15 protein-coding genes, 7 pseudogenes and 1 riboswitch are annotated in these 19,700 nt (G+C 58.5%); of the genes and pseudogenes, 12 read left to right on the top strand and 10 right to left on the bottom strand.

Features of this window, described 5'->3' with window-relative positions:
- Positions 1-152: 152 nt before the first annotated feature.
- The 3 genes from NKH57_RS30480 to NKH57_RS30490 form a co-directional block, all read right to left on the bottom strand.
- A complete protein-coding gene (locus NKH57_RS30480) occupies positions 153-338 on the bottom strand; it encodes a hypothetical protein (protein WP_352949852.1) in 186 nt (61 codons plus the stop codon).
- Positions 339-420: 82 nt separating this feature from the next.
- Complete coding sequence (locus NKH57_RS30485; RefSeq protein WP_352949854.1) at positions 421-711, bottom strand: insulinase family protein; 291 nt, start codon at positions 709-711, stop codon at positions 421-423.
- 1,098 nt (positions 712-1,809) lie between these two features.
- Entirely contained in the window at positions 1,810-1,971 is a 162-nt protein-coding gene (locus tag NKH57_RS30490) for a hypothetical protein (RefSeq protein ID WP_352949856.1), read from the bottom strand.
- 345 nt (positions 1,972-2,316) lie between these two features.
- Here NKH57_RS30490 and NKH57_RS30495 point away from each other — a divergent pair, with 345 nt between their 5' ends.
- On the top strand, positions 2,317-2,529 hold the full coding sequence (locus tag NKH57_RS30495) for a cold-shock protein (protein ID WP_284283370.1): 213 nt from the start codon (positions 2,317-2,319) through the stop codon (positions 2,527-2,529).
- Positions 2,530-2,748: 219 nt separating this feature from the next.
- Here NKH57_RS30495 and NKH57_RS30500 read toward each other — a convergent pair whose 3' ends face one another.
- On the bottom strand, positions 2,749-3,219 hold the full coding sequence (locus NKH57_RS30500; protein ID WP_023685635.1) for a Ros/MucR family transcriptional regulator: 471 nt from the start codon (positions 3,217-3,219) through the stop codon (positions 2,749-2,751).
- A 392-nt stretch (positions 3,220-3,611) separates the two neighbouring features.
- On the opposite strand from NKH57_RS30500, the pseudogene NKH57_RS33940 reads away from it, so the two are divergent.
- Together NKH57_RS33940 and NKH57_RS30510 are read left to right on the top strand one after the other, a co-directional pair.
- Positions 3,612-4,291, top strand: a pseudogene (locus tag NKH57_RS33940) (transposase); the annotation flags it as partial.
- 82 nt (positions 4,292-4,373) lie between these two features.
- The gene (locus NKH57_RS30510) at positions 4,374-5,378 is read left to right on the top strand and encodes a glycosyltransferase family 10 domain-containing protein (protein ID WP_352949860.1); all 1,005 of its coding nucleotides are present in this window, start codon (positions 4,374-4,376) and stop codon (positions 5,376-5,378) included.
- A 137-nt stretch (positions 5,379-5,515) separates the two neighbouring features.
- Here NKH57_RS30510 and NKH57_RS30515 read toward each other — a convergent pair whose 3' ends face one another.
- The gene (locus NKH57_RS30515) at positions 5,516-5,869 is read right to left on the bottom strand and encodes a hypothetical protein (protein WP_023737108.1); all 354 of its coding nucleotides are present in this window, start codon (positions 5,867-5,869) and stop codon (positions 5,516-5,518) included.
- A 955-nt stretch (positions 5,870-6,824) separates the two neighbouring features.
- Here NKH57_RS30515 and NKH57_RS30520 point away from each other — a divergent pair.
- Entirely contained in the window at positions 6,825-7,880 is a 1,056-nt protein-coding gene (locus tag NKH57_RS30520) for a cytochrome-c peroxidase (RefSeq protein WP_352949874.1), read from the top strand.
- 276 nt (positions 7,881-8,156) lie between these two features.
- Here NKH57_RS30520 and NKH57_RS30525 read toward each other — a convergent pair whose 3' ends face one another.
- Both NKH57_RS30525 and metE read right to left on the bottom strand, forming a co-directional pair.
- Positions 8,157-8,903, bottom strand: a complete 747-nt coding sequence (locus NKH57_RS30525) for a helix-turn-helix domain-containing protein (protein ID WP_352949862.1) — start codon at positions 8,901-8,903, stop codon at positions 8,157-8,159.
- Between the two features lie 432 nt (positions 8,904-9,335).
- Positions 9,336-11,681, bottom strand: coding sequence for a 5-methyltetrahydropteroyltriglutamate--homocysteine S-methyltransferase (gene metE / locus NKH57_RS30530; RefSeq protein WP_352949864.1), 2,346 nt, complete (start codon positions 11,679-11,681; stop codon positions 9,336-9,338).
- A 95-nt stretch (positions 11,682-11,776) separates the two neighbouring features.
- A riboswitch (cobalamin riboswitch) is annotated at positions 11,777-11,977 on the bottom strand.
- 575 nt (positions 11,978-12,552) lie between these two features.
- Between metE and NKH57_RS30535 the strand changes: the two genes are divergently transcribed.
- Together NKH57_RS30535 and NKH57_RS30540 are read left to right on the top strand one after the other, a co-directional pair.
- A complete protein-coding gene (locus NKH57_RS30535) occupies positions 12,553-13,464 on the top strand; it encodes a dihydrodipicolinate synthase family protein (RefSeq protein WP_352949866.1) in 912 nt (303 codons plus the stop codon).
- A 10-nt stretch (positions 13,465-13,474) separates the two neighbouring features.
- The gene (locus NKH57_RS30540) at positions 13,475-14,137 is read left to right on the top strand and encodes a LysE family translocator (RefSeq protein ID WP_352949868.1); all 663 of its coding nucleotides are present in this window, start codon (positions 13,475-13,477) and stop codon (positions 14,135-14,137) included.
- A 210-nt stretch (positions 14,138-14,347) separates the two neighbouring features.
- Here NKH57_RS30540 and NKH57_RS30545 read toward each other — a convergent pair.
- Positions 14,348-14,748 (bottom strand): annotated as a pseudogene (locus NKH57_RS30545) (transposase); the annotation flags it as partial.
- Positions 14,749-15,012: 264 nt separating this feature from the next.
- On the opposite strand from NKH57_RS30545, the gene NKH57_RS30550 reads away from it, so the two are divergent.
- The 3 genes and pseudogenes from NKH57_RS30550 to NKH57_RS30560 all read left to right on the top strand — a co-directional run.
- On the top strand, positions 15,013-15,465 hold the full coding sequence (locus NKH57_RS30550) for an RICIN domain-containing protein (protein ID WP_352949870.1): 453 nt from the start codon (positions 15,013-15,015) through the stop codon (positions 15,463-15,465).
- A gap of 366 nt (positions 15,466-15,831) precedes the next feature.
- The gene (locus tag NKH57_RS30555; RefSeq protein ID WP_352949872.1) at positions 15,832-16,272 is read left to right on the top strand and encodes a hypothetical protein; all 441 of its coding nucleotides are present in this window, start codon (positions 15,832-15,834) and stop codon (positions 16,270-16,272) included.
- A gap of 58 nt (positions 16,273-16,330) precedes the next feature.
- A pseudogene (locus NKH57_RS30560) lies at positions 16,331-16,456 on the top strand (transposase domain-containing protein); the annotation flags it as partial.
- A 777-nt stretch (positions 16,457-17,233) separates the two neighbouring features.
- Here the strand turns inward: NKH57_RS30560 and NKH57_RS30565 are convergent.
- On the bottom strand, positions 17,234-17,455 hold the full coding sequence (locus NKH57_RS30565) for a hypothetical protein (RefSeq protein ID WP_352608298.1): 222 nt from the start codon (positions 17,453-17,455) through the stop codon (positions 17,234-17,236).
- A gap of 318 nt (positions 17,456-17,773) precedes the next feature.
- Between NKH57_RS30565 and NKH57_RS30570 the strand changes: the two are divergent.
- A pseudogene (locus tag NKH57_RS30570) lies at positions 17,774-17,931 on the top strand (IS6 family transposase); the annotation flags it as partial.
- A pseudogene (locus tag NKH57_RS30575) lies at positions 17,929-18,159 on the top strand (IS6 family transposase); the annotation flags it as partial. The pseudogenes NKH57_RS30570 and NKH57_RS30575, both read left to right, overlap by 3 nt.
- Before the next feature lie 177 nt (positions 18,160-18,336).
- Here the strand turns inward: NKH57_RS30575 and NKH57_RS30580 are convergent.
- Positions 18,337-18,579: pseudogene (locus NKH57_RS30580) on the bottom strand (Tn3 family transposase); the annotation flags it as partial.
- A 4-nt stretch (positions 18,580-18,583) separates the two neighbouring features.
- Here NKH57_RS30580 and NKH57_RS30585 point away from each other — a divergent pair.
- Positions 18,584-19,327: pseudogene (locus NKH57_RS30585) on the top strand (IS110 family RNA-guided transposase); the annotation flags it as partial.
- Positions 19,328-19,700 lie beyond the last annotated feature (373 nt).

Raw genomic sequence — 19,700 nt, forward strand, 5'->3', positions numbered from 1 at the left:
CCCCACCCCGGGCCCTAGGGGCTAGTCCAAAACCTTTCTCTCTAACCCCTGGCCGGCGCGCTCTCACCCGCCGGCCCCGCCGGGGGGTGGCGCGGGCGGCGGCCCGCCCCGCCCACAACCCTGCCAAAGGTCTTCGCGGCCAGCGCCTGGTTCTACGTGCCGGCCACCGCGTCGTTCGGTCGCCAATATTTATTGTAGATCGTGAATGCGTCGGTGCCGTTCAGCTTTTCCATCTCCTGCATCCGGTCGTTTGACCGGAATGCGGTAGGGCTGATTCGGCCGCAATGTCGGTTGACCTCCTCGTCCAGCAGACCTGCGGGTTCGTCTCTCTGCGCCAACGGCGCTCCTCATCACGTTTCGCTCGGTCTTGATCATTCTCGTTGAGGATGAGGTTGAACATGCGATCGGCCTCGAAGCCCATCATCTCGCCCAAAACGAGCCATAGGCGGTGAGGGCGTTATTGTAGCCGCCGCTGACTGAGACCGCTCGGTCGAACTCGCTGTCGGCGCGGTTGGTAGTCGCTTTGAAGATCAGACGCTCGAGGAAATGGGCAAGTCCGGATTTGCCGGGTGGCTTCGTCGGCGCTGCCGACCTTGTACCATATGAGTGACGATTGGCGCGCGGTGATGTCGACCCTTCCATGCCATTGTCGAGCAGGAAATCCGCGATCTTGCCGCCGTGGGTGGCGGCCAGAGCCGGAGTGGTCGTCACCAGGGCCAGGGCGGTGGCAGTGAACGCCTTGCGCAGCCAGAGGGGCGATCGATGGCTCCGGTTGGAAAGGCAAGGTTGGAGGCAAAGTGATTTGTTCCTCATTTCGATGAACGCGCTGCGTCTTCGCCTCCCGGTGGGAGGATCGGCGGGCAGCGCCGAGCCAGATGAATTATGGGGCCAGGCCTTTACTCGAGCCTAATCTTCGGCTGGACCCAGGAGACCTGCGGCGGTGTTTCTGGTGAGGTGGTCATTGGAGGGATTTTCCTTGGTCCGCGACGTCTTGCGGGCGACCACGCATGCACCGTGCCAGATCAGAAAACATTCGAGGCATGTGGACAAGTCGGGCTCTGACATGTTGCGCATCCGACATTGTGGGCATCGAACAGGGCTGAAGACGACGCGAGCACGGCTGAGAGTATCTTCTTCCTTTGGAAGACGATGAGGCGCGCTGCCGGGGAGGGGTACAGGATGCGCTTCGAAGGCCGCTGCACTGACGGTTAGATTTGAGATGTGGTCGCTCCAGCGGACCGATGTCTCGACAGTCAGACCGGGCGGTGCTGAATGGTAGAGGCGTGAGCAGCGTAGCTAAGTGGGCGCGGAGCCATCTCGCGCGCGAAGACGGACCTGATTAAAAAAACGGCGAGTGGCGACATTCGCGAGGTGCTGGAAAACGAGGTCGTAGGACTGGGCGGGAAAAACGATGCCGTTGCTCTCTTCTGGCGTGATGGCCTGCCGCGAGGCCGTTGAACGTGATGAGTTGCTGCGGGAAGGGGGAGTGTTTTCGCGGGACCTTGGTCAACGTAAGAAACAAACGTCGAGCTCGCCTTGGATGGGGGCATGCAGCACATTTGCCGCTGCAGGACGGCAGCACGGAAGCTGTCCGCGCTTGCCGTCGTCCCTGGGCACCAAACAGCAGAATTTAGCGGTCGCGATTGATTTCATGTGCGTAAAATACCGCCTGGTGCGTTCGGCTGCAAATGCATGCCTGGCGGAGTGGTCGCTTAGGTCAAGAGCATCGCGTGAGTAACAGCCTGACCTTGCTCAATCTGATGCGCGCTAACCGCCTCGCCGGATTGTGGAACTGCTCGCGGGTGGCTTCTACCAAAACAGCAAGGTCATGAAATCAAGCAGGAAGTCGTCAATCGCTTGGGCGATTGTTTCTGACTTGCCCTTGAACTGGTCCAGCAAAACGCGCGCGCTATCGATCGCTTCCACGCTGGTCGCATCGATCAGCCCCTCGACCCTCTTGAAACAATCCAACTCGAAACTCCTCAAGGCGCTCCCAAGGTGTTATGCACGAAGGCAGCTCCGTGAACTACCCGGCCTTTGACCTGGCGGCACGAGCAGCGGTCGGCCTTACGCCCCGCGCCTCCAAACACGAGCCATCGACGTGGCGCTGAGGAGCGTTGGAAGAAATTGGGCGCTTCCGGCCACGCTCGAGCGGTAGTGTAGGACAGTGCTTGCTGGCGGCTACGCCCACAATGGAGTGCGCCACCTGATCGGGGCTTAACAATTTTTCGCTTTTTGCTGCGCCCAACTCTCGGCTATGACTCGGACAGGCCTAATGGCCTGCCCACGTTGCATTGTAAAAGAAGGAACAAGTATATGCCGACTGGAACGGTAAAGTGGTTCAACAGCACCAAGGGGTTTGGATTTATCCAGCCCGACAATGGCGGTCCGGATGTTTTCGTCCACATTTCCGCTGTCGAACGCGCGGGCCTCTCGACCCTCGCTGACGGCCAGAAGATCAACTATGAGGTCGAGCAGGATCGCCGCACTGGCAAGTCCTCCGCTGGCAGCCTCAGCAAAGCTGGTTGAAATTTTCTCCTGCGTCCTGGCAAGAGTAGGCACGTAGGTCCTCACGGCCGCTCGATGGGACCGAGCAAAAACTGAGGGCAGCAGATTGCTGCAGGCGTCGCGAATTCCTCATGAAACAAAGTTGTTTGAAAGGAAGGCGGGGTTGGCCCCGCCTTTTTATATGACGCGCAGATTAAGCCGATGGCTGCAACGCTCCAGAACGAACCTCGATTGCCGAAATCAAGCCGCGACCTTCTTGCGGGTTCGCTTCGTCGGCGCAGGCTCCGGCGCTTCCGGCGCCTTCGGTTTGCGGCCGAGCCCCATCGTCTTGGCCAATGACGAGCGCGCCGCGGCGTAGTTCGGCGCGACCATGGGATAATCCGCCGGCAGGCCCCATTTGGCCCGATATCCATCCGGCGTCAGCCCATAGTGGGTCGACAGATGACGCTTTAGCGATTTGAATTTCTTCCCGTCCTCAAGGGAGATGATGTAGTCCGGTGTCACCGATTTCCTGATCGGGACTGCAGGCGTAAGGGCAACCGGCTCTTGCGCAGAGACACCTCCGGCCGTCGCTCTCAGAGCCGCATGCACTTGGCCGATGAGGGCAGGGAGATCCCCCACCGGGATCGGATTGTTGGAGACATAGGCCGACACGACATCGGCGGCAAGCTCAATGAGGGTGTCGACGTTTTTTCCGGCTTCTTCTGTCATGAAACTCTCCAGGCGGTGAAACATAATCAGCGAAGCGTCGCTTCATAGGGCCGGTTGCCGCTGAAAGCAACAATGTCTCGACAGCGTTATTGCCAATGCTCGTCCAGAAGCGACATCGATGCGCCATATTTCCCGTCGTGACCGCTGAGCCACTCGTTGTTGGCGACCCTGCCGTGGTGCGTGGCGCGTCCCGGCTGTAACTTTGCGCCGAAGTTGCTAGTAGTCGAGGCTAAGCGCGCTATTTTTGTCTCGCTCTACTTCTTTGGACTGTGAAATCGAGGGATCGTGATCGCTTGCTGGTGGGCGTCAGGGACGATGGACGTTCATTGGCAATGGCCAAATGTAAGTTCATCGCCCGGTGAGCCGCTCTTCTAAGGGGCTGGGAACCGCCGCTGGAACCAAGGACATCAATGTATTTCGAGGCGTTTCTTAGCCGGTCCTCGAGGGACGGCAATTGCTGCGGACGACACCTGTTCCACGATATCGAACAGCGCGGCGACACGGGCAGCTTCTCGAATCTGGAGCGGCTTCTCGCAAGCTGGCGCCGCGCCGAGAGGCCGGGCAAGGACAGTGCGTCGCCTGCTTCAATCATACGCGTCAACCAGCCAGCGACGCTGTCCCATACGGAATCCCGCGACCGGCCGTGTGATCTCGCCGGTAGTCGCCCCGGCCCTCTGCACGAAGCCTCGGGATGTGCTGACGATCAACCAGGCCACAAAGGTCGACGTCCTGAAGCAGGGATCACATGAGTTTGCCACTATGCGCAGGCTTGCCATGCGCTTCCGCGGCATTTGCGGGGCCTGTGAATTGGGCAAGCTCGACACTTCGATCGACGTGGCGTCAACTCCGGGTTCGTCGCCATCACGCGTTTCGGTCGGGTCCTACGCCGTGACGCTGACGCCGTTCGCGATGCCATTGAACTACCGTGGAGCAACGGCCAGGCGGAAGGGCTGATCAACCGCCTGAAGACGATTAAACGTACCATGTAGGCAGAGCGGGCTGCGAACTCATTAGGGCACGCATGCTGCCACTCAGCCGGCCTGATCACCGCACAAAGCGAGGAAGAACCTAGCCAAGTGCAAAGCGACAATTGCCTCGACAGCGGGTCCCGGAAGGTTTATGCTGCCCAATGTTACCGCAATCCGGAATGGCGATTGAGTACCTTCGCGAGTGAAGGGAGTGGAACTTCTTTGTCGGCCAAATTGTTGACGGAACGCCCGGCGCCCATTGTTGCTACATGTCTAGATTCTTGGGGCGTTTTGGATGATGCAATCCACCATCTCACTCCAAAGGGCAGTGGAATCTGGAACAATGTCGCTTTTGTTCGCACGACATCCTTCGTGCCCGATTGGCATATCGTCTTTAACTCTGCTTCTCTTTTTGGGCTCCCTGTTGATATCGAGGCGAGCCCAAACAGGACAATTTTTGCAATCGGCGAACCGCCGACGAAAGCTCATCGCGCGTTTCATGAAGGGCAGGGGAAAAATACTATCGTCCTGACGTGTGACGCAGAGCTGGCTGCTCGGCAGAATGCAACGCGCCGATTCGTTTTGTCTCCACCTATCACTCGGTCTTGGTCTGTAAACAAGACATATGACCAACTTCTGGTCAGCGAAGTCGTGGATAAGCCGCTTCGGCTCTCATGGATTACCAGTGACATCGCCCTGCTTAAAGGACATCGATATCGGCTGGCGTTTCTGGAACGGCTGAGAAAGGAGCTCGATTTTGACCTGTTCGGCCGAGGTTTTCGGCTGATTGGAGATAAATGGAACGCACTCGCACCTTACCGTTACAGTATAGCGTTCGAGAATACTCGTGCTGATTACTATTTTACAGAGAAGCTTATGGACTGCTTCGTTGCTGAAACAATGCCGATCTATTACGGCAGCCCGGCAATCACGAGGTTCTTCCCTTCGGACTCTATGGTTCTGATTGACCCAGAGGACAAGAACGTAATCCCAAAAATTCAAGAAATCATCGACTCGGACCTCTGGAAGGAACGTCGCGGCGCAATAAGAGAGGCGAAGCGGTTGGTCCTCGAGAAATACAATACGTTTGCTTATCTCGCGGGCTTCATCGAAAGCGTTCAGGATAAACCCTTACCGCCGGAAATTATACACATCGATTCGCCTGAGGTCGATTTTGGAACAGACGAATGAAGTACTCCAACGCTCGCTTGGCGTGCCCGGCGGTCGGTGGTCTGGCGAGATCGGTACGGAACGCTCGGCGGAGAATGCCTGCTGCGCAGACGGGCCGGCACGGGCGCACGAGGTCATGCGCCCCCGGCTGCCGCTGATCAGACGAACTGGGGAAGGCCAGGAACGGAATTGAGGACCTCGTCCACGAGTTCGTCGCCGGCATGTTCCTTGGCGCAGGCGATCGTCTCGTTGGCGAGGCCGGCGATCTTTGCCATGCTGAGACCCTCACTCATCAATTGCTGGCCGAGCCCCATAAGGCCGCCACCCTCTGGGTCGTCGCCATGATACTTCGCTACTAATTCCGAAGCTCCCGGAATGGCCTCGATCATGCGCGCAACGGGACCGTCGGCCGCGTGGCTTTGCAGGAAACCCAGCATTAACCCAACGCCCTTCTCTGCGAGAGCCGGGCCGATGCCGGCACCAGTGGCGATGCGCGGTAAGAATTCTTCCATGCAGGGTCTCTCTCTCTTTAATGAGGTTTACCGGCGCCGGTCCGGCGCCCCGCGCCCTTGGCCGAACCACAATTGAACTCCACAAAAATAGGCCGGCGGAAGTGCTATTGCGCGTAAAACCGCCTCTGTCAACGCAAGCTGCGTTGGACGTGCGTGTTTCGCAAACCGAAGATCATTCCAATTCACTTCATTACGCATTGGCAACCGCACAGTTTGCAGTGGCTCGCTTATGGGCCAATGCCCCGCGTCCGTCAAATGATGACGACAACGTGGTTATCTCCGAGGATCTGTGGATCAAGGTGTGAGGCAGTTACAGCCGGTGGATCTGCTCAAGCGCCGCGCCGGCACAAGACTCTAGATTGGCAATACTGCGCGTGTTGCCATGTCTTTCATCGCGTGATGGGATGTTCGTAGAAGCGGAGCTATATGCCGGTGTGACGATCGACAAGGCGGACCGGCTATTCCGATAGGACATCCATACTGTCGCATAGACCGTCGCTGCTTAGGTACTGAAACCGCCATCGCTGGTGACATCACAATGTGCAGTCGGCGGGTGTCGATAAGGTCAATTCACGCAATCAGCAGGTCAGGAGGAACGAATGAACCCTGAGGTTTCAGAAGCTCACTTTTCGCAAGGCGTGCAGCGCACATCGTGCAAGAGATTGCCAGTCTTGCAGATGCTATCGACTTTCTCAACGATGGCGGGAAGATCGCAGTGACCGAATCTACGAAGCCGCCCCCAGGGCGTGCTTTGATGCATACAAACGGTTGCCGAGCAGGGATACTCCTCCTCCCTGAAGTCCAATCGAGAAGAGCGATCACTTCCAAGAGGGTCCCAGCTCAGCCGCGAAAACAGGTGTCAGACCCCGGTCCTCTCCCTCAGCTGATCTAGCTCAGGGCGTTCATGAGCCGCAGATCGCATAGTGGCTGCGTGCACGACGCAGGAAGACCATTTATGAAAATCCTATTCAATATGATGGCTGTCCCCTTGCTGGCAGCCACCGCCTTTGCTGCGGATTCGATCCCCACAGCCCTCAGAGATGCGGCATTGGCGACCTTCAGGGCTTTGCCATCCACCACGCCGGCAGTCGCCAACAACCCGATCACCCCGGAAAAGATCGCTCTCGGCAAGGCACTGTTCTTCGATCCACGCGTCTCTGTGTCAGGCGTCTTGTCGTGCAACTCGTGCCACAACCTGGCCACCGGCGGCGACGACAATCACGAAACCTCGATCGGCCATGGTTGGCAGAAAGGACAGCGCAACGCGCCGACTGTACTGAATGCTGTCTTCAACATCGCTCAGTTCTGGGATGGTCGTGCCGAAGACCTGAAGGCTCAGGCGAAGGGACCGGTCCAAGCCGGGATCGAAATGGCCAATACACCGGACCAAGTCATCGCCACGCTCAAGTCCATGCCGCAATATGTCGAGTGGTTCGATGCAGCTTTTCCGGCTGAAGCGGATCGGGTCACCTTCGACAACTTCGCCAAGGCGATCGAAGCCTTCGAGGCGACACTGGTCACACCGGCCCCGTTCGACAGCTTCCTGAATGGTGATGAGGTTGCCATGACTCCCGAACAGAAACAGGGCCTGGCGCTTTTCATGAACAAAGGCTGCTCGTCCTGCCATGCCGGCATCAACGTTGGTGGGCAAGCCTATTTCCCATTCGGCCTCGTGGAACAGCCCAGCGCCGAGGTCCTGCCGGAAAAAGACAAGGGCCGATTTGCGGTCACCAATGCAGCCGACGATTCCTATGTTTTCCGCGTGGCGCCCCTGCGCAACGTTGCACTCACCGCGCCATACTTTCATTCGGGCAAGGTTTGGGATCTGAAACAGGCCGTTGCCATCATGGGAACCACCCAGCTTGGCGTGGTACTGGCGGACGAAGAAGTCGACCTGCTTGTTGCCTTCCTCAACTCGCTGACCGGAAAGGCACCCGAGGTCGCCTATCCCATCTTACCCGCCGAAACGGCGACAACACCCCGGCCTATAATGCAGATCTTAGGAAAATAAAGCCCAGCTGATCGAGAAACATCGCAATTGACAATGATTGCGACTTTTACTGGGACGAGACGATCGCGACGTCCATGAGAAGCAAATGGCTCGTTTCCAAAGTGCAGACACTGCTTCCGTCACCAGCTCGTTGCGATGGAATCATGTGTGGGATCTGGCGTGCGACATGCCAAGGAAGGTGTCTGACGCATGACGCTCGCGCGCTGTCGATACCGCGCGGCGGCCAGCCATCGCGCTGGCGGCCGAATAGCCGCGCGCCGGAGTGACCGGCCCCCCTTAGGGCGATGGGGGAGCCACTCCGTCCTCCATGTCCAGCGATTCTTCGACTGCTTCCGGATTCCGGGCGATGGTCCAAAGGAGAGTATTCGCCGCTACATCCGGTTTCGAGCGACCTTGCTCCCAGTTTCGAAGCGTTGCCAGATCGAGGCCATACCTCACCGAGAATACCTCCTGAGAGAGCTTCGTGCGATCCCGGACTTCGCGAACACTTATCGGCCGCGGCGCATGAACCTTCGCGATCACGCCTGCGGACGACAGTTCATTCTTCAGTGCCAATAGGTGGTCGACGCAAGGAACCGTCACGAACGCCTTGCCGTGATCGACCATCTCCGTGAGTATCGCGTGGGCCGTCCTCAGTGGCAACTGTCTCTTGACGAGAATCCGGGCGGCCTCAGGAGTATTCGCGCCGTGAAGAAAACTGAGGCTCAGTCGGACGGGAGAGCCTGACGACACCAGGACGACGTCCCGGGTTCGCACCCGTTGTCCGAACCGCTCCATGATTTCGATGTAGCCGACATTAAGCTTCTCCGCGATCACTCGACCGAGCTTGCGTAATTTGGACCATCCCCACTGGACCTCGGCATCGCCCCCAATATGCAGGTCACGGACGACAAGATGATTACTGCCCATCTCCACGTTGCCCAAGAGCTGAAGCACGCCATCGGGCGTGACCACGTCAAAGAGGAGGCATGGATCCTCTGAAATATCCGCGTCCAGGATGAGTTCGATGTCATCGGGCTGCACACCAGATCCCTACGCAAGTTGCTTATAGAAGCTAAGTCGGGCGCTGGCGAGGGTCAAGGCCTTACCGATTTTCCGAATTGGCGGGACGCTGGCAACATCCGAATCCTGCCACCTCGACCCGTAGTCTGCGCTAATCGACTGGGGAAGCGGACAGACGCGCAGGTCGCCACCTGAGCGAACGCGACAGGCGGTCTAGTTTAAGAAAGACGCATGTACGATTTTCCGAGCGGCGCGGCCTGTATGTTCCGAAGGAGCCGATATTAAAGCGTATCGTCCAAATTGATATTTCCTGCGCGATTACGTGCCGAAGGGAAGTGCTCATTCTCGCTCGAGTGACTTATTTCAAAGGATGTGATCGCGTATTGGCACATTTACGGCCGACATGCGGCAGCCGGCAACTCACGTCATGGTGAGGAAGGAGAAGCATCAGGCCTACGCTTTCTCCCGGAGCGCACGTGCTGCAGCGACCATGTTCATGAGGGCAGGGCGGACCTCCTCCCATTTACGTGTTTTGAGGCCACAGTCCGGGTTTACCCACAGTTGGGCATCCGACAGTCGCTCGCGGGCAAGCATGACGAGATCCGAAATCTCACGGACTCCCGGGAGGCGTGGTGAGTGAATGTCATAGACTCCGGGACCGATTTCGTTCGGATATTTGGAGCTCGTGAAGGCGTCCAGCAGCTCCATTTTCGAGCGCGAGGTCTCAATCGAAATGACATCCGCATCCATTTCAGGAATCGCGTCGATGATCTCGTTGAACTCCGAATAGCACATGTGGGTATGGATTTGAGTCGCGTTATTTACACCCGTTGAAGCGATCCGGAAGCATTCGACAGCCCAGTCGAGATAGACTTTCCAGTCAGACTGGCGCAGTGGCAATCCTTCGCGAAACGCGGCCTCATCGATCTGGATTATCCTTGCGCCGGACCTTTCGAGATCCGTCACTTCGTCGCGGATGGCGAGCGCGATCTGGCGGCAGGATTCGGAGCGGGGTACGTCGTCGCGAACAAAAGACCAGTTGAGAATGGTCACTGGGCCTGTGAGCATTCCCTTAACAGGCTTTTCCGTAAGCGACTGGGCGAATTGCCACCAGCGCACTGTCATCGGATTGCGCCTCGATACGTCGCCGAAAATGATGGGGGGACGCACGTAGCGCGACCCATAGCTTTGTACCCAGGCATGCTGGGTGAGCGCGAAGCCGGACAACTGCTCGCCGAAATGCTGTACCATGTCGTTTCGCTCGAACTCACCGTGCACCAGCACGTCCAGCCCGATCTCTTCCTGCCAGCGAATTGCAGCCTCGATCTCCTTCTTCAGGAACGTCTCGTAGTCGACATAGCTCAGCTGGCCCTTCGCATGAGCGGCCCGCGCCTTGCGTACCTGCGGCGTCTGCGGGAAGGACCCGATGGTCGTCGTCGGGAACGGCGGCAGCCCGAGTGAGCCGGCTTGGACTCTGGAGCGCTCGGCAAAAGCGCTCTCTCGTCGCTTCATGCTATCGTCAATGCTGGCGATCCGCCCCTGAACAAGCGGGTCATGGATCCTCGTGGATGTCACGCGCGTGGCGGCAGCCTCGGCAGACGCTTTCAACGCGCCAGCCACCGCATCTCTGCCTTGGGACAGGGCCCGGGCCAGCAACACCAATTCGTCGGTCTTCTGGGCCGCGAAGGCGAGCCACGAGCTGATGTCGGCGTCGAGTTCCGTCTCCATGCGCAGGTCGATCGGCACATGCAGCATCGAGCAAGAAGGCGCGATCTCGACGCGGTCCAAGGGCCAGCCGGCGACGATCGATTTGATGCGGTCGAGAATGGCGGGCAGGTTCGCACGCCAGACGTTGCGGCCATCGATCAAGCCAAGCGAGAGCACCAGATCCTTCGGAGCGAGCCGACCCACCGTTTCCAGCTGCTCGGGAGCGCGCACGAGATCAATATGCAGCCCAGCCAGGGGCAGAGAAACCGCGGTTTCGAGATTGTTTCCCAGCGGCCCGAAATACGTAGCCAGCATGATCTTCAGCTCGGGCGCGGCTTTCGACAGCTGTCCATAGGCGAATTCGAACGCAGCTCGTTCGTTCGGGTTCAGATCGAGGACAAGCGCTGGCTCATCGATCTGCAGCCAGTCGGCTCCCGACAGCTTCAGCCTCTGCAGAAGTTGCTCGTAGACGGGCAGCAGCCGCGATAGGAGCGCGATGGGACCGAACCCTTCGGCAGGTGATTTCGCCAGCTTGAGGAAGGTGATGGGTCCAAGGATGACTGGGCGTGTGTGAATGCCGAGAGCTTTGGCCTCGAGGAAGTAATCGACCGGTTTCGTTGACGAGAGGGCGAACGTCTGATCATCGTCGAGTTCCGGCACAATGTAGTGATAGTTGGTGTCAAACCACTTGGTCATTTCCATCGCGGTTACATCAGGCCCATGAGCCGCCTGCTGGTGACCAGCGTGTCCACAACCCTCCATCTGACCCTGGTTGCCGCGCGCCATTGCGAAGTAGATGTCAAGTGGGACCTCGCCGCTATTCCAGCCGTAACGGGATGGAACGGCGCCGACCATGGCTGCGGTGTCGAGCACATGGTCGTATAGCGAGAAGTCGTTCGACGGGATTTTCGACACGCCGCGATCGTGCTGCTCCTCCCAGCTAGCGGCACGGAGCGCCTTCGCCGTCCTGAGAAGGGCGGCGGCGGAAGATTTTCCGGACCAGTAACTTTCAAGCGCGAATTTCAGTTCTCGCCGACGACCGAAGCGCGGCACGCCGAGCGTTGCTACAGGAATTTGCTGAGAGACAGTCATGTCATACCCCGATGGTTGGGGCGTCGGTGACAAGGAAGGCGCTAGCAGGCCGGCATCAACGCCGGGTTGCAGCGGCCACCGAGACACCCCGCCCGTGGACGTAATTCGCCGTGGCAGGTCTCCTGGCTCGCGGGGTCATAGCCTCTACCCGTCTTCCCGAGGGTATTCGCCTCAGTGACATGAGTGGGGTTGGCTCGCCGCTAACAGTTGCGGGGGCAGCGCCGGCATCGCACCGGCTTCCCTCTTAGCTCCGCTCCGGCAGCGCCGTGCGGAGAACCACAACCCGCAGACAATCACAGCGGTCCGCACTTTGTCAATATCGCATAACGAAATGTTTATGTCGTTATGTATTCGCTCTTTTACACCTTGTCTTCATTCTGAAATATTCAGTCCGCCCATTGCCGACGCTAGCACCCCCGCCACCATTGTTCATAATGGTTTCCTGTCAGGCTGCGACATTCCTCACCGTTCATCCATGAAGGATTTCGGACAAGATGGATGGGAGTGACAACGTCGTCGAATGCAGAAGGTGGCATTGGTGGCGATGTTTAACGATGCAATCGTGGGCCGAAAGTGATGCGTGCATGGCAGAAGCGGTTGTCTCGAAGTGAACGCCAAACCATGGTGCGGGGGGAAATGGCACGCCAGGTCGTGCACGACCCTGGTGACTAGGCAATCGGTGGTAACTGCGGTCGGCGGCAAGAGACCACACTGGCCGGGGCCCCGGTCCAAAGAGCAAGGCCCGACTGTGTCCCGATAAGCTTTTTAAGTTCATTCAGGCGGTAAGTTATCCAAGGCCAGTTGGCAATGTAAATGACATCAACGCCGGACCGTCGGCTTACAGTTCAACGGCCAAAGAGTTGGAGACACAATGACTTTCCTGCGCGGTTTGTCCGCTTTTCCCATCACTCCCGCTGATCGCGGCGGTAATATCGATGAGCCCGCATTGGAAAAACTTCTTGCGCGCTTGATGGAGGCAAAGGTCGATTCTATCGGCCTGTTGGGAAGCACGGGCAGTTACATGTTCCTGTCGCGCCAACAGCGCCAATGCGCAATTGAGGTGGCCATCGATAAAGTCGGTGCTGATATTCCCTTGTTGGTCGGGATTGGAGCGCTGAGGACGGACGAAGCCGTGCAACATGCCAAGGATGCCAAAGCGATCGGTGCGACAGCCGGCTTGCTGTCTGCAGTGTCGTACGCACCTCTGACCGAGGATGAAGTGTTCGAGCATTTCCAAACAGTCGCATTGGAATCCGGTTTGCCGATTTGCATCTATGACAATCCCGGAACAACGCATTTTCGGTTCTCATCCGCCTTGGTCGAAAGGCTGTCTCGGGTGCCCGGGATCGTCGCCATCAAAAACCCCGGTTTTGGCCCGGCCGAAACCCAGCGCCATCTGGAGGACCAGCGCTCACAGGTGCCAGACGGCTTTTCGATCGGCTACAGTGGAGACGCGCAGTGCACCGAGGCGATGATTGCAGGTGCGGATACCTGGTACAGTGTCATTGGCGGACTTCTTCCCGATGCCTGTTTGAAGATCGTCAGGGCTGCACAAAGGGGCGATGCGGCCGAGGCGCGCAGGATCAATGCCAGCCTCGAGCCGCTCTGGGCTCTGTTTAAACGGTATTCCAGCCTGCGGGTTGTCTATGCTTTGGCGGAGGCATTGGAGATCTGCCATGCTTCACCTTCCCTGCCCATCAGGTCACTTTCCGAGGACGCGCGGTCAGAGGTTTTGGCAGTGCTAAAGCAGCTTCCAGCCGATGTGATCAGCCTATTCAGATGAGCAGATAGCCATGATCATCGATCCCTCGGTGGGCACTCCCCTGATAATGGCGTTCTCGGCCTACATTCTGGCCGCATCCAGTCCAGGGCCGAGCAATCTTGCCATCATGAATACTGCCATGAGCCGGGGCCGTGTCGCAGCGCTTGCACTGGCTGCCGGCGTCGTCTCTGTCTCCTGGATGTGGGCAGTGCTCGCCTCGACCGGCGTTGCAACGGTATTGAAAGCCTGGCCGAGTGCTCTCAATGTCATCCAGTTCATCGGAGGCTGCTATCTGCTCTATCTCAGTGCACGGTTTGCCGGCTCCGCGCTTGCCGGGAAAGACCTTTCTGCAACGCCGGAGGCGGCGCTGTCCCGCACGGAGTTGGGCAAGATCTATCGGCGCGGGATCGCCCTGCATATCGCCAATCCGAAGGCCATCATGGGCTGGATTGCAACAATTTCTCTCGGGTTGCAGCCGGGTACGCCCGTCTACATGCCCTTTGTCATCATGCTGGGGTGTGCGTTTCTGGCCGTGGTGATTTTCGGGGGATACGCGATCGTGTTTTCGCTCCCATCGGTTTCGCGTGTCTATCAGAAAGCGCAGCGATGGATCGACGGCGTTCTCGCAGCCTTTTTTGTCATCGCAGACGTTCGGCTGATTTATGCCACTATCGGACCATGGATCTTGTCTTGATGGGGCCACCCGGCCAAGCGCGACCGGGATTGCCCCCATCACTCCCGGGGTCTATCGCAATTGTATAGACCCGTCTGAGCGAAGATGACACGTAACGCTTTGCCCGCTATCGGACGCATAATCGTCGATGCCAACGCTGCGACGCAAGGCACTATGGCAAGGGACATCCTGGAAAAAGCCTGCACAAATGGGAACATACGGCCGTTTCGGCTTGTCTTCCAGCCATTGGCCTGCGCCGTAGACTTTCAACCGCTGCTATCGATCAGCACATGCAGCGGACCGTCCTCGGGATGCCGCTGCCGCTTGGCCGATCGTTTCCATATCTGCGCCGGCGGCTTAGCGTCCTGTGATCGGGAACCGGTAGATCAAGGCCCATCAGGTCGAGCAGCGAGGTCGTCAATCCCTCGCTCTGGCGCAGACGAAGCCCGAACACGCATCCCCGTGTCAAGGCCGCCTCGATGGCGAGATCGGAATAGCGGGGCTGGCGCCGCGGGTCGTTCTTCACGGCGCATGCCAACTGGCGAAGGCTTCTTCTGTCAACCACAGCGTCAGACTGCCGCGCCGCCGAAGCCCGCCTCGTATTCCGGACAGTTTATCACCTTTAATTTCACCTTCGCGACTCGGTGATGGCGGCTGGCATAGTGTTTGTAGGGCGTCGGGCGAAGATCATGTCGTTGGCGATCTCGCCTGCCTATCGGCAAACCCTTGAAAAATGATCCACCACCAACGCCTTCCAGAATAGAATACGCGCCCAAATATTACGCTTATTACACAATGGTGAAATAGGCTTCAGAATCCTTAATGGAAACGTCACCCATGATAGTAATCCTCTATGGTAAACCCCAAGGGCTTCCAACTCCAGAAAGGATAACGTTATGTCAGAAAAAGTGATCCAGTGGCAGGCGGACACTGGCCGCGGCTTGGGCGTGAATGACCAGATCATCGGCGCCCCTGTGGGGCTTTGGCCCCTCAGCGGATCAGGCGCCACGCTCATTTGGAATATTGAGCTGAGCAAGAATGTCATTCTGCTCGATGCGGGAGGCAAGACCCTCGCCCTTGACTTCAAGGACGGGAAGATTGCCCACCAGGTTCCGCTTGTCCTTTCCGAATATAGGGGCACGCCGACAAAGTCCCAGCAGTGGAACCTCCTCGTGCGTCCAGGCTACATCACCTCCCTCGCCGACACCTCCCTGGTTATCGACGACCGAGATCGAAGGCCTGAGCCCGGGAGCCCCGTGTGGGCCTATTCTTTCAATGGCTCCGTAGCGCAGCAGTGGAAAGTGAAGGATCCCTTCCAAGTCCTCGCGGCCTTCACTCAGGCCGCGTAGCAATTCTGTGAGCGGCGGGGCGCTAATGATGGCTGCGGCGGGAAACGATGGTGCTTGTAGCTGACGGTCGCGGTGTTCATGCCATCGGTCTATGCCGCAAATCCCTGAACGCGAGTTAAGGTGATAACCCACCAGCAAAGATCGTGGTCCGAGCCGTCGCCCAAGGGGAGTCGCCACCGCCGCTGCTGCATTGCACCTCGTGTCCTCCCCCGGTGCCGAGAGCTGAAGCGGGTACCCCTTCCTCGGAGCCAGGATAGGGGAGCCAGGATAAAAAAACGGATTATTCCGCCTTTGCTTGACGTGAATTAACAAGGGGCGATGTCACCGATGACAGATTCCAATCGCCCGCCAAAAAGGAGAACTCACATGAAACGACTTGGTCTTATCTGTCTGACCGTACTTTCCCTCATCGGAATTTCCTTCTTTGCGACAGCAGAAGCAGTTCAGAGGCCCGCCGATGCAACCATGACATTTTCCGGTGGCAGCGTGGCTGCTGGCGTTGGCTACACGTGGGGTGCCGGAGCCCTGAACTTCGAGGGTAAATCCTATCCTTTCACCGTTTCGGGATTGACCTTCATCGATATCGGAGCCGAGCGAATTGACGGCGCCGGAACCGTTTACAATCTGAAGAAGGTCGAGGATGTCGCCGGAACCTATGTCGCGGCCGGCGCAGGTGCGACACTCGCGGGCGGCGGCAGCGTCGTGGCACTCGAAAATCAGAATGGCGTCATCGTGCATTTCCATTCGACCACGTCGGGATTGAAGCTCAATCTGTCGGCCGGAGGGATTGTCGTGAAGCTGAAGTGAATTTTCTGGCTGGCTGCTCATCTTTGGGTGGCCAGCCGGATTCACACCGCATCCGCCCCGCGCCTGTGGCGTCGAGCCGTTAGCGTGACTGCGCCACGTCCTCACTGAATTGCCTCAACGCAACGAGGACGCTGATATCTACGATCTGCTGCCCTTCAACTTCGCCAAAGCAACAGCAGCCTGATCAGACCAGATACCGTTCCCAATTCGAAGGCCATCCCTTGAAAGCGCCCGCGTCAACGCGCAGCGAAAATAGCGCTTACAGAGGATCCGTGGCTGGGGCAGGAAGTTTGGGCTGGACTACGCCCGGGCCTGCGCCGCAAGCAGCCCAGTCGAAGTGATATCTGGCACCTCGGTCGCCGGCGAGAAGCATTGGTTAGGCGCCCTCGCTATGAGCAGCGGTACTCCGGTTTTCATCGTGCCCACTGGTTCGGCGCGGCAGACGCTCACAAACGCGCAAGAACGGCGGTCGGTTGCATCGTCGTCAGTGTCATGGGCCGGCGGCGGCGTCCAGCCAGTCATGCGCGCGGCCTTTTGTTCTGTCCATCAATATGCCCTGTTGCCAGGCGGGTGCTCGGACGCCTCGGCCACGGAGCCGACCAGCATCGTCTTGTTGCTGCCTCCCTTTGCATCGACGCGACATAACGTGCGGGCCGACGGCTGGTTCCATTAATCCGACCGCTGGCGCGGCGCGGAGAGTGGCATGAGCGGGGGTGACAGGTACTCAGAGTACTCCTAGCGATCGAGGAGTAGCATCCCTGCCTCCGTAGCGGCCCCAACGAACGCCTTTCAAATCTCGTGGGGGGTCAATAGCGGCTAAGCAGGCATCTGCCGCCAGATAGGCCTCTATTGGGCCACTGAAGAAGCTGTTCCTTGGCCCCCTGAACGTGGCTCATGTTGCACCGGACACCGCCACGGACCGGTCTTAATGGCGACCGGAGAGTAGAAAAACCGAGGAGCATCAGGGCCCCCTGAGGTCGAACTGCACGAACTGACCGTGAAGCGTGGCCAAGTCCATGATGGTCTCGACCAATTCACAGTCGGTCACTTGCAAATCGGGATCAGCTTTGCGGACTGCCGCAATCGTGTCCCGGACTGATACGATGCTGCCAATCGGGAGGGGACCGATCACCGCGTCCACCGCCGCTGTGGCCACGGGCTTATAGACCGCTTGAGATTTCATCACAATCCTCGCGTGCAGAACCCCAAGCGGCCATCTTATGGGTCACCAAACGAAGAAATCAAGTTTGGAAAGGTACCAAGTTGATGGTCCACATCCGAGCTATAACCAGTGAGTTTCGGACGGTTTTTCGCGTCCTTTCTGATCAGGTTCCGATCAAAAGTCACCACGGCGACCCTGCGTTTCAGGTCTGCGGTGTTCAGGAGGTCCACCAGATCGTCGGCATCCTCCATGTCGAGACCTATCGCTGATCGACCATCAGGCTCAGCCGGGCGTTGTCACCGTAGCCGCTTGTCAGGGATCGCTGCGATAGATGCGGGGATGAACACTTTGCAGATCAGCTACAAACGGCATCGGTTCCCACCCGAGATCATCGCCCACGCGGTGGCTGAATTATCGATTTCCGCTGAGCCTGCATTATTTTCGAAGAAATGCTGCTCGAGCGCGGCATCGTCATTTCCTACGAGACGATCCGTCGCCGTCGGCTGACGCCTATCCGGATCCGCAAGAGTAAATACCTGAATAACCGGATCGGAACAGGCTCATCGCCGCATCCGGCCGATGCTCGGCTTCAAATCACCAGCATCAGACGCGAACATCCTAAACGGGTATCGAAATGGTTCACGTGATGCGTAAGCAACAAGGCGAGCTTCGCCTACAATCCAAATCCATCCCTGGCCAAGCAATTCCAAATCCTTGCCGCGTAATTGGCCTCGTGTCAAACCTCTGCGCTCCCATACAGCCGTGGCAACAAAAGCTACACAGCGTTCGCCGAGGTCGGACATGCGACACAGCTGCGTTCGAGCTACCGTATTGTTCCGAACCGATTTATCGTTTGGCACGGCATATGCTTTGTCATTCTCAAATACGTTGCGGACTGACATGGCCGTGCCGGCCTCGCCCCAGATGGCGGTGTTGCGGATCGCCAGCGTCGCACTGGCGACGCGCCCACAAGCTGCCTCCAGCGTGTCCCGATGGATGAAGCGCCGTCCGACATGAAGCAGTTCTTCGTAGCTGACATCCGCGTATCCGGCCGCGACGCGCTTCAGACCGGCATTCGTGCCCAATCCGTAGAGGCACAAGATCAGGCGCCGATCGAGCGCACCGCGAGAAAGCGCCACGCGGGAGCGCGGGATCGCGCAGATAATGCGGGTCAATCTGTTCCGCCCGGTGCATGTCAAGACCCTGACGAGTCAGAAGCGCCGGGCGCTGCTGACGGCGCGCAAGCTCTTAAAGGACAAGGCGATTGCCATCGAGAACGACATCCACGGGCTGTTGCGCAACTTCGGTCTCAATGTTGGCAAGGTCGGTGCGGTCAAGTTTGAGGAGCGGATCCGCGAGCTCACCGAAGGCATGCCCGATCTGGCCGAGATCATCGAACCGTTGCTCGACGCGCGCCGCAAGCTGCGCCAGAATTATGCCGCCCTGCACCTCAAGCTTCTGGCGATCGTCCGGGATGATGAGGTTTGCCGTCGGCTGATGTCGATCCCCGGTGTCGGCCCCGTCGTGTCGCTGGCCTACACCGCGACAATCGATATCCCCGCCCGCTTCCGCAACTCCAAGGCGGTCGGTCCGATTTTGGGCCTGACGCCGGCGCTCCATGAATCGGGCGAAAGCCGCCGGGTGGGCGGGATCTCGTTATGCGGCGACGGCATGATGCGAACGTTGCTCTACGAGGCCGCGCAGACGCTGCTCACGCGGGTGACGAAATGGTCCTGGCTGAAGGCCTGGGCGATGGACGTCGCCAAGCGGCGCGGCCAGCAGAAAGCCATCGTTGCGCTCGCCCGCCGGCTGGCGGTGATCATGCATCGCATCTGGAGCGACGGCACACAGTTCCGCTGGACCAGGACGGAAATGATGCCGGTCGCCGGCTGAACAATTGATAAACGTCGCCCCCCGACGGGGACACCAGTTCCACCCACCGGTGGAAAAGCTGTCCTTCGCGGGACGAGAATGAGGTGAGTTCGTCGATTGGCTTGGCTCGATTGCCCATCATCGGCAATCAAGGCGCTCGACAGATTGTTCCACCCATTCTTCTGAATCCCCATAGAGGGCAGGGCCAGAGCGCCGATCTCGGAAAGAAGCAAGGCCCCGCGAAAGACGTCCAATGCCGGAAAAGCGAAAAAGAACCAGGAGGCGCTTGACTTCAAACCGCCGAATAGAGAAGCCAGTCGGTGAAGGCCACCGAAAGCGGCGGAGTTCGTGGCTTCGACGCCGGCAAGAAGGTCAAGGGCCGCAAGCGGCACAT

Origin of the sequence: Mesorhizobium sp. M1050 (assembly GCF_040318715.1) — a bacterium.
GTDB lineage: Bacteria > Pseudomonadota > Alphaproteobacteria > Rhizobiales > Rhizobiaceae > Mesorhizobium.

Excerpts from the sequence above, each read along its gene's own strand:
- NKH57_RS30520 (WP_352949874.1), top strand. The coding sequence starts at position 6,825 with ATGAAAATCCTATTCAATATGATGGCTGTCCCCTTGCTGGCAGCCACC.
- NKH57_RS30540 (WP_352949868.1), top strand. The coding sequence starts at position 13,475 with ATGATCATCGATCCCTCGGTGGGCACTCCCCTGATAATGGCGTTCTCG.
- NKH57_RS30515 (WP_023737108.1), bottom strand. The coding sequence starts at position 5,869 with ATGGAAGAATTCTTACCGCGCATCGCCACTGGTGCCGGCATCGGCCCG.
- NKH57_RS30565 (WP_352608298.1), bottom strand. The coding sequence starts at position 17,455 with ATGAAATCTCAAGCGGTCTATAAGCCCGTGGCCACAGCGGCGGTGGAC.
- NKH57_RS30555 (WP_352949872.1), top strand. The coding sequence starts at position 15,832 with ATGAAACGACTTGGTCTTATCTGTCTGACCGTACTTTCCCTCATCGGA.
- NKH57_RS30550 (WP_352949870.1), top strand. The coding sequence starts at position 15,013 with ATGTCAGAAAAAGTGATCCAGTGGCAGGCGGACACTGGCCGCGGCTTG.
- NKH57_RS30535 (WP_352949866.1), top strand. The coding sequence starts at position 12,553 with ATGACTTTCCTGCGCGGTTTGTCCGCTTTTCCCATCACTCCCGCTGAT.
- metE (WP_352949864.1), bottom strand. The coding sequence starts at position 11,681 with ATGACTGTCTCTCAGCAAATTCCTGTAGCAACGCTCGGCGTGCCGCGC.
- NKH57_RS30495 (WP_284283370.1), top strand. The coding sequence starts at position 2,317 with ATGCCGACTGGAACGGTAAAGTGGTTCAACAGCACCAAGGGGTTTGGA.
- NKH57_RS30500 (WP_023685635.1), bottom strand. The coding sequence starts at position 3,219 with ATGACAGAAGAAGCCGGAAAAAACGTCGACACCCTCATTGAGCTTGCC.